The sequence below is a fragment of the Escherichia sp. TW14182 genome, assembly GCF_000208525.1.
Lineage (GTDB): Bacteria > Pseudomonadota > Gammaproteobacteria > Enterobacterales > Enterobacteriaceae > Escherichia > Escherichia ruysiae.
The window spans coordinates 1-6,904 of record NZ_AEJZ01000158.1; the positions used below are offsets into that span (position 1 = coordinate 1).

At 49.8% G+C, this 6,904-nt stretch carries 10 protein-coding genes and 1 pseudogene; 10 read left to right on the plus strand and 1 reads right to left on the minus strand.

Annotated features, from left to right (window positions below; translation table 11 throughout):
* A pseudogene (locus EQY_RS0113915) lies at positions 1 to 198 on the plus strand (peptidylprolyl isomerase); the annotation flags it as partial.
* A gap of 48 nt (positions 199 to 246) precedes the next feature.
* Here EQY_RS0113915 and EQY_RS0113920 read toward each other — a convergent pair.
* Positions 247 to 465: a protein SlyX gene (locus EQY_RS0113920; RefSeq protein WP_001153620.1), complete on the minus strand. Its 219-nt coding sequence runs from the start codon at positions 463 to 465 to the stop codon at positions 247 to 249.
* Positions 466 to 684: 219 nt separating this feature from the next.
* Here EQY_RS0113920 and fkpA point away from each other — a divergent pair, with 219 nt between their 5' ends.
* From fkpA to EQY_RS24705, 9 genes are all read left to right on the plus strand, one after another.
* Positions 685 to 1,497 carry an FKBP-type peptidyl-prolyl cis-trans isomerase gene (fkpA, locus tag EQY_RS0113925; RefSeq protein ID WP_000838278.1) on the plus strand — a complete coding sequence of 271 codons (813 nt, stop codon included), beginning with the start codon at positions 685 to 687 and terminating at the stop codon, positions 1,495 to 1,497.
* Positions 1,498 to 1,664: 167 nt separating this feature from the next.
* Complete coding sequence (locus tag EQY_RS0113930) at positions 1,665 to 2,387, plus strand: helix-turn-helix transcriptional regulator (RefSeq protein WP_010348315.1); 723 nt, start codon at positions 1,665 to 1,667, stop codon at positions 2,385 to 2,387.
* Positions 2,387 to 2,773 carry a sulfurtransferase complex subunit TusD gene (gene tusD, locus EQY_RS0113935; protein WP_001209695.1) on the plus strand — a complete coding sequence of 129 codons (387 nt, stop codon included), beginning with the start codon at positions 2,387 to 2,389 and terminating at the stop codon, positions 2,771 to 2,773. The genes EQY_RS0113930 and tusD overlap by 1 nt, the downstream gene beginning before the upstream one ends.
* Positions 2,773 to 3,132, plus strand: coding sequence for a sulfurtransferase complex subunit TusC (tusC, locus tag EQY_RS0113940; RefSeq protein ID WP_000820725.1), 360 nt, complete (start codon positions 2,773 to 2,775; stop codon positions 3,130 to 3,132). The genes tusD and tusC overlap by 1 nt, the downstream gene beginning before the upstream one ends.
* 7 nt (positions 3,133 to 3,139) lie before the next feature.
* Positions 3,140 to 3,427, plus strand: coding sequence for a sulfurtransferase complex subunit TusB (gene tusB / locus EQY_RS0113945; RefSeq protein ID WP_000903390.1), 288 nt, complete (start codon positions 3,140 to 3,142; stop codon positions 3,425 to 3,427).
* A 125-nt stretch (positions 3,428 to 3,552) separates the two neighbouring features.
* The gene (gene rpsL, locus EQY_RS0113950; RefSeq protein WP_000246815.1) at positions 3,553 to 3,927 is read left to right on the plus strand and encodes a 30S ribosomal protein S12; all 375 of its coding nucleotides are present in this window, start codon (positions 3,553 to 3,555) and stop codon (positions 3,925 to 3,927) included.
* Positions 3,928 to 4,023: 96 nt separating this feature from the next.
* Positions 4,024 to 4,494, plus strand: a complete 471-nt coding sequence (gene rpsG, locus EQY_RS0113955; protein WP_001138043.1) for a 30S ribosomal protein S7 — start codon at positions 4,024 to 4,026, stop codon at positions 4,492 to 4,494.
* A 96-nt stretch (positions 4,495 to 4,590) separates the two neighbouring features.
* On the plus strand, positions 4,591 to 6,705 hold the full coding sequence (gene fusA, locus EQY_RS0113960; protein ID WP_000124700.1) for an elongation factor G: 2,115 nt from the start codon (positions 4,591 to 4,593) through the stop codon (positions 6,703 to 6,705).
* 70 nt (positions 6,706 to 6,775) lie between these two features.
* On the plus strand, positions 6,776 to 6,904 hold a 129-nt coding region (locus EQY_RS24705; protein ID WP_000031651.1), incomplete at its 3' end, for a GTP-binding protein.

Sequence of the window (6,904 nt, forward strand, 5' to 3'; positions counted from 1 at the left end):
CAGAACCTGAAATTCAACGTTGAAGTTGTGGCGATTCGCGAAGCGACTGAAGAAGAACTGGCTCATGGTCACGTTCATGGCGCGCACGATCATCACCACGATCACGACGGTTGCTGCGGCGGTCACGATCACGGTCATGAACACGGTGGCGAAGGCTGCTGTGGTGGTAAAGGTAACGGCGGTTGCGGTTGCCACTAATACCGTAACGGTATCAAAAAAGCGGGAATTACCCGCTTTTTTTTCGCCTCAGTAATGTGGCGGTGGCGTTTCTTCAGCCTGCGACGCGATGTTCGACGGCTGGCTGGCTTTTAACTTCTCAGTAAGCAGACGCAGATGATCGCGCAGTTTTGCCATCTCCATTTCATGAGCGGTCACCGTGACGTTCAGTTCTTCAATGGTGATTTCCTGAAAAGCCAGTCGGCTCTCCAGCTCTGCCAGGCGTGCTTCCATCGATAAATCCTGCATGGTTCACCTCTTTGGTCGAATGATCGCTGCGGATTCTACTTAACTTTGCTGCCAGAGACAGCACTCATTTCGCGACATCGAAACTAATTTAAACAAAAAGAGTCTGAAAATAGATGATAATAGGGCGTGTCTGTATGTAGATTTATCCGACAACGCTTTATAGTACCCTTCTGATAATAGTTAACCCAGGGGTGAGATGCCCCGAGCCTGGAGATATGGATGAAATCACTGTTTAAAGTAACGCTGCTGGCGACCACAATGGCCGTTGCCCTGCATACACCAATTACTTTTGCTGCCGAAGCGGCGAAACCTGCCACAACTGCTGACAGCAAAGCAGCGTTCAAAAATGACGATCAGAAATCAGCTTACGCACTGGGTGCTTCGCTGGGTCGTTACATGGAAAATTCTCTGCAAGAACAAGAAAAGTTGGGCATTAAGCTGGATAAAGATCAGCTGATCGCCGGTGTCCAGGATGCGTTTGCCGATAAGAGCAAACTTTCCGATCAAGAGATCGAACAGACTCTGCAAGCATTCGAAGCTCGCGTGAAGTCTTCTGCTCAGGCGAAGATGGAAAAAGACGCGGCTGATAACGAAGCTAAAGGCAAAGAGTACCGCGAGAAATTTGCTAAAGAGAAAGGTGTGAAAACCTCTTCGACTGGCCTGGTTTATCAGGTAGTAGAAGCCGGTAAAGGCGAAGCACCGAAAGACAGCGATACTGTTGTTGTGAACTACAAGGGTACGCTGATCGACGGTAAAGAGTTCGATAACTCTTACACCCGTGGTGAACCGCTCTCTTTCCGTCTGGACGGCGTTATCCCAGGCTGGACCGAAGGCCTGAAGAACATCAAGAAAGGTGGCAAGATCAAATTGGTTATTCCACCAGAGTTGGCTTACGGTAAAGCGGGTGTTCCGGGGATCCCACCAAACTCTACTCTGGTATTTGACGTAGAGTTGCTGGATGTGAAACCAGCGCCGAAGGCTGATGCGAAGCCAGAAGCCGATGCGAAAGCCGCAGATTCTGCTAAAAAATAAGCATTAAGAACCGCCGCCTGACCAGGCGGCGGTTTTTTTTATTACAGGCCGGATATAATTAGTGCTGGAAAGCGGAACCTCCGCTGTATTAATTTAGTTACCCGCATCATTAATGAGCCTGCCCTGAAAAGTTAACGACAGGCTCCTGAAAAGGAGTGTTTTTTTTCATGTCCAGGTCGCTTTTAACCAATGAAACCAGTGAGTTGGATTTACTGGATCAACGTCCTTTCGACCAGACCGATTTTGATATTCTGAAATCCTACGAAGCTGTGGTGGACGGGTTAGCGATGCTCATTGGCTCCCACTGTGAAATCGTTTTGCACTCTTTGCAGGATTTGAAATGTTCAGCCATTCGTATTGCCAACGGTGAACATACAGGCCGGAAGATTGGTTCGCCGATTACCGATCTGGCGCTGCGTATGCTGCACGATATGACGGGGGCGGATAGCAGCGTTTCTAAATGCTATTTTACTCGCGCCAAAAGCGGTGTATTAATGAAGTCCCTGACTATCGCCATTCGTAACCGCGAACAGCGTGTAATTGGTCTGCTGTGCATCAATATGAATCTTGATGTTCCCTTCTCGCAGATCATGAGTACCTTTGTGCCGCCAGAAACCCCGGATGTCGGTTCAAGCGTCAACTTTGCGTCTTCTGTCGAAGATCTGGTTACCCAAACGCTGGAGTTCACCATCGAAGAAGTGAATGCCGATCGCAATGTTGCCAATAACGCCAAAAATCGTCAGATCGTGCTGAATCTCTACGAGAAAGGGATCTTCGATATTAAAGACGCGATCAACCAGGTTGCAGATCGTCTGAACATCTCCAAGCACACTGTTTATCTCTATATCCGTCAGTTCAAGAGCGGTGATTTCCAGGGGCAAGAGAAGTAATGCGTTTTGCCATCGTGGTAACCGGGCCAGCATACGGTACGCAACAGGCGAGTAGTGCTTTTCAGTTTGCGCAGGCGCTGATAGCAGAAGGCCATGAGTTAAGCAGCGTCTTTTTCTATCGTGAAGGGGTCTATAACGCTAACCAATTGACCTCACCGGCAAGCGATGAATTTGACCTTGTGCGTGGCTGGCAACAACTGAATACACAACATGGTGTGGCGCTGAACATTTGCGTGGCGGCAGCATTACGTCGCGGTATCGTCGATGAAACTGAAGCTGGAAGACTCGGTCTGGCATCTGTAAATCTCCAGCCGGGCTTTACCTTAAGTGGTCTTGGCGCTCTGGCTGAAGCCTCGCTGACTTGCGACAGGGTGGTACAGTTCTGATGAAACGAATTGCGTTTGTTTTTTCTACTGCACCTCATGGTACAGCTGCTGGCCGTGAAGGATTAGATGCTTTATTGGCGACTTCCGCATTAACTGACGAGCTCGCCGTCTTCTTTATTGCCGATGGCGTTTTTCAGCTTCTGCCTGGGCAAAAGCCCGATGCGGTGCTGGCGCGTGATTATATCGCAACCTTTAAACTGCTGGGGCTGTATGATATTGAACAGTGCTGGGTTTGTGCGGCTTCACTACGTGAACGTGGGTTAGATCCGCAGACACCCTTTGTTGTCGACGTCACTCCGCTCGAAGCAGAAGCATTACGTCAGGAACTCGGCAACTACGATGTTATTTTGAGATTTTGAGGCTTACATGCTGCATACATTACATCGCTCACCCTGGCTGACGGATTTTCCTGCGCTGCTGCGTCTGCTCAGCGAGGGGGATGAACTGCTGTTATTGCAGGATGGCGTAACTGCCGCAGCTGATGGTAACCGCTACCTTGAAAGTTTGCGTAATGCCCCCATTAAGGTCTATGCCCTGAACGAAGACCTCATCGCTCGTGGTTTGGTTGGTCGAATTTCGAACGATATCACTCCCATTGACTATACTGATTTCGTCAGACTTACGGTTAAGCACACCAGCCAGGTCGCCTGGTAACGGTGGGAACGTTGTATATTTCTTGACACCTTTTCGGCATCGCCCTAAAATTCGGCGTCCTCATATTGTGTGAGGACGTTTTATTACGTGTTTACGAAGCAAAAGCTAAAACCAGGAGCTATTTAATGGCAACAGTTAACCAGCTGGTACGCAAACCACGTGCTCGCAAAGTTGCGAAAAGCAACGTGCCTGCGCTGGAAGCATGCCCGCAAAAACGTGGCGTATGTACTCGTGTATATACTACCACTCCTAAAAAACCGAACTCCGCACTGCGTAAAGTATGCCGTGTTCGTCTGACTAACGGTTTCGAAGTGACTTCCTACATCGGTGGTGAAGGTCACAACCTGCAGGAGCACTCCGTGATCCTGATCCGTGGCGGTCGTGTTAAAGACCTCCCGGGTGTTCGTTACCACACCGTACGTGGTGCGCTTGACTGCTCCGGCGTTAAAGACCGTAAGCAGGCTCGTTCCAAGTATGGCGTGAAGCGTCCTAAGGCTTAATGGTTCTCCGTTAAGTAAGGCCAAACGTTTTAACTTAAATGTCAAACTAAACTCGTAGAGTTTTGGACAATCCTGAATTAACAACGGAGTATTTCCATGCCACGTCGTCGCGTCATTGGTCAGCGTAAAATTCTGCCGGATCCGAAGTTCGGATCAGAACTGCTGGCTAAATTTGTAAATATCCTGATGGTAGATGGTAAAAAATCTACTGCCGAATCTATCGTATACAGCGCGCTGGAGACCCTGGCTCAGCGTTCTGGTAAATCTGAACTGGAAGCATTCGAAGTAGCTCTCGAAAACGTGCGCCCGACTGTCGAAGTTAAGTCTCGCCGCGTTGGTGGTTCTACTTATCAGGTACCAGTTGAAGTCCGTCCGGTTCGTCGTAATGCTCTGGCAATGCGTTGGATCGTTGAAGCTGCTCGTAAACGCGGTGATAAATCCATGGCTCTGCGCCTGGCGAACGAACTTTCCGATGCTGCAGAAAACAAAGGTACTGCAGTTAAGAAACGTGAAGACGTTCACCGTATGGCCGAAGCCAACAAGGCGTTCGCACACTACCGTTGGTAATCCCTTCGGAGTTTTAGTCACCAGGCGGGCGCTTCCAGTAAGCAGCCCGCTTTGGGCTACTTAAATTGAACGCCTAAAAGATAAACGAGGAAACAAATGGCTCGTACAACACCCATCGCACGCTACCGTAACATCGGTATCAGTGCGCACATCGACGCCGGTAAAACCACTACTACCGAACGTATTCTGTTCTACACCGGTGTAAACCATAAAATCGGTGAAGTTCATGACGGCGCTGCAACCATGGACTGGATGGAGCAGGAGCAGGAACGTGGTATTACCATCACTTCCGCTGCGACTACTGCATTCTGGTCTGGTATGGCTAAGCAGTATGAGCCGCATCGCATCAACATCATCGACACCCCGGGGCACGTTGACTTCACAATCGAAGTAGAACGTTCCATGCGTGTTCTCGATGGTGCGGTAATGGTTTACTGCGCAGTTGGTGGTGTTCAGCCGCAGTCTGAAACCGTATGGCGTCAGGCAAACAAATATAAAGTTCCGCGCATTGCGTTCGTTAACAAAATGGACCGCATGGGTGCGAACTTCCTGAAAGTTGTTAACCAGATCAAAACCCGTCTGGGCGCGAACCCGGTTCCGCTGCAGCTGGCGATTGGTGCTGAAGAACATTTCACCGGTGTTGTTGACCTGGTGAAAATGAAAGCTATCAACTGGAACGACGCTGACCAGGGCGTAACCTTCGAATACGAAGATATCCCGGCAGACATGGTTGAACTGGCTAACGAATGGCACCAGAACCTGATCGAATCCGCAGCTGAAGCTTCTGAAGAGCTGATGGAAAAATACCTGGGTGGTGAAGAACTGACTGAAGCAGAAATCAAAGGTGCTCTGCGTCAGCGCGTTCTGAACAACGAAATCATCCTGGTAACCTGTGGTTCCGCGTTCAAGAACAAAGGTGTTCAGGCGATGCTGGATGCGGTAATTGATTACCTGCCATCCCCGGTTGACGTACCTGCGATCAACGGTATCCTGGACGACGGTAAAGACACTCCGGCTGAGCGTCACGCAAGTGATGACGAGCCGTTCTCTGCACTGGCGTTCAAAATCGCTACCGACCCGTTTGTTGGTAACCTGACCTTCTTCCGTGTGTACTCCGGTGTGGTTAACTCTGGTGATACCGTACTGAACTCCGTGAAAGCTGCACGTGAGCGTTTCGGTCGTATCGTTCAGATGCACGCTAACAAACGTGAAGAGATCAAAGAAGTTCGCGCGGGCGACATCGCTGCTGCAATCGGTCTGAAAGACGTAACTACTGGTGACACCCTGTGTGACCCGGATGCGCCGATCATTCTGGAACGTATGGAATTCCCTGAGCCGGTAATCTCCATCGCAGTTGAACCGAAAACCAAAGCTGACCAGGAAAAAATGGGTCTGGCTCTGGGCCGTCTGGCTAAAGAAGACCCGTCTTTCCGTGTATGGACTGACGAAGAATCTAACCAGACCATCATCGCGGGTATGGGTGAGCTGCACCTCGACATCATCGTTGACCGTATGAAGCGTGAATTCAACGTTGAAGCGAACGTAGGTAAACCGCAGGTTGCTTACCGTGAAACTATCCGCCAGAAAGTTACCGATGTTGAAGGTAAACACGCGAAACAGTCTGGTGGTCGTGGTCAGTATGGTCATGTTGTTATCGACATGTACCCGCTGGAGCCGGGTTCTAACCCGAAAGGCTACGAGTTCATCAACGACATTAAAGGTGGTGTAATCCCTGGCGAATACATCCCGGCCGTTGATAAAGGTATCCAGGAACAGCTGAAAGCAGGCCCGCTGGCAGGCTACCCGGTAGTCGACATGGGTATTCGTCTGCACTTCGGTTCTTACCATGACGTTGACTCCTCTGAACTGGCGTTTAAACTGGCTGCTTCTATCGCCTTTAAAGAAGGCTTTAAGAAAGCGAAACCAGTTCTGCTTGAGCCGATCATGAAGGTTGAAGTAGAAACTCCGGAAGAGAACACCGGTGACGTTATCGGTGACTTGAGCCGTCGTCGTGGTATGCTCAAAGGTCAGGAATCTGAAGTTACTGGCGTTAAGATCCACGCTGAAGTACCGCTGTCTGAAATGTTCGGATATGCAACTCAGCTGCGTTCTCTGACCAAAGGTCGCGCATCATACACTATGGAATTCCTGAAGTATGATGAAGCGCCGAGTAACGTTGCTCAGGCCGTAATTGAAGCCCGTGGTAAATAAGCCTCAGGGTTAATACCAAAGTCCCGTGCTCTCTCCTGAAGGGGAGAGCACTATAGTAAGGAATATAGCCGTGTCTAAAGAAAAATTTGAACGTACAAAACCGCACGTTAACGTTGGTACTATCGGCCACGTTGACCACGGTAAAACTACTCTGACCGCTGCAATCACCACCGTACTGGCTAAAACCTACGGCGGTGCT

Coding starts and splice junctions, on each gene's coding strand:
- EQY_RS0113920 (WP_001153620.1), bottom strand. CDS start 465: ATGCAGGATTTATCGATGGAAGCACGCCTGGCAGAGCTGGAGAGCCGA.
- fkpA (WP_000838278.1), top strand. CDS start 685: ATGAAATCACTGTTTAAAGTAACGCTGCTGGCGACCACAATGGCCGTT.
- EQY_RS0113930 (WP_010348315.1), top strand. CDS start 1,665: ATGTCCAGGTCGCTTTTAACCAATGAAACCAGTGAGTTGGATTTACTG.
- tusD (WP_001209695.1), top strand. CDS start 2,387: ATGCGTTTTGCCATCGTGGTAACCGGGCCAGCATACGGTACGCAACAG.
- tusC (WP_000820725.1), top strand. CDS start 2,773: ATGAAACGAATTGCGTTTGTTTTTTCTACTGCACCTCATGGTACAGCT.
- tusB (WP_000903390.1), top strand. CDS start 3,140: ATGCTGCATACATTACATCGCTCACCCTGGCTGACGGATTTTCCTGCG.
- rpsL (WP_000246815.1), top strand. CDS start 3,553: ATGGCAACAGTTAACCAGCTGGTACGCAAACCACGTGCTCGCAAAGTT.
- rpsG (WP_001138043.1), top strand. CDS start 4,024: ATGCCACGTCGTCGCGTCATTGGTCAGCGTAAAATTCTGCCGGATCCG.
- fusA (WP_000124700.1), top strand. CDS start 4,591: ATGGCTCGTACAACACCCATCGCACGCTACCGTAACATCGGTATCAGT.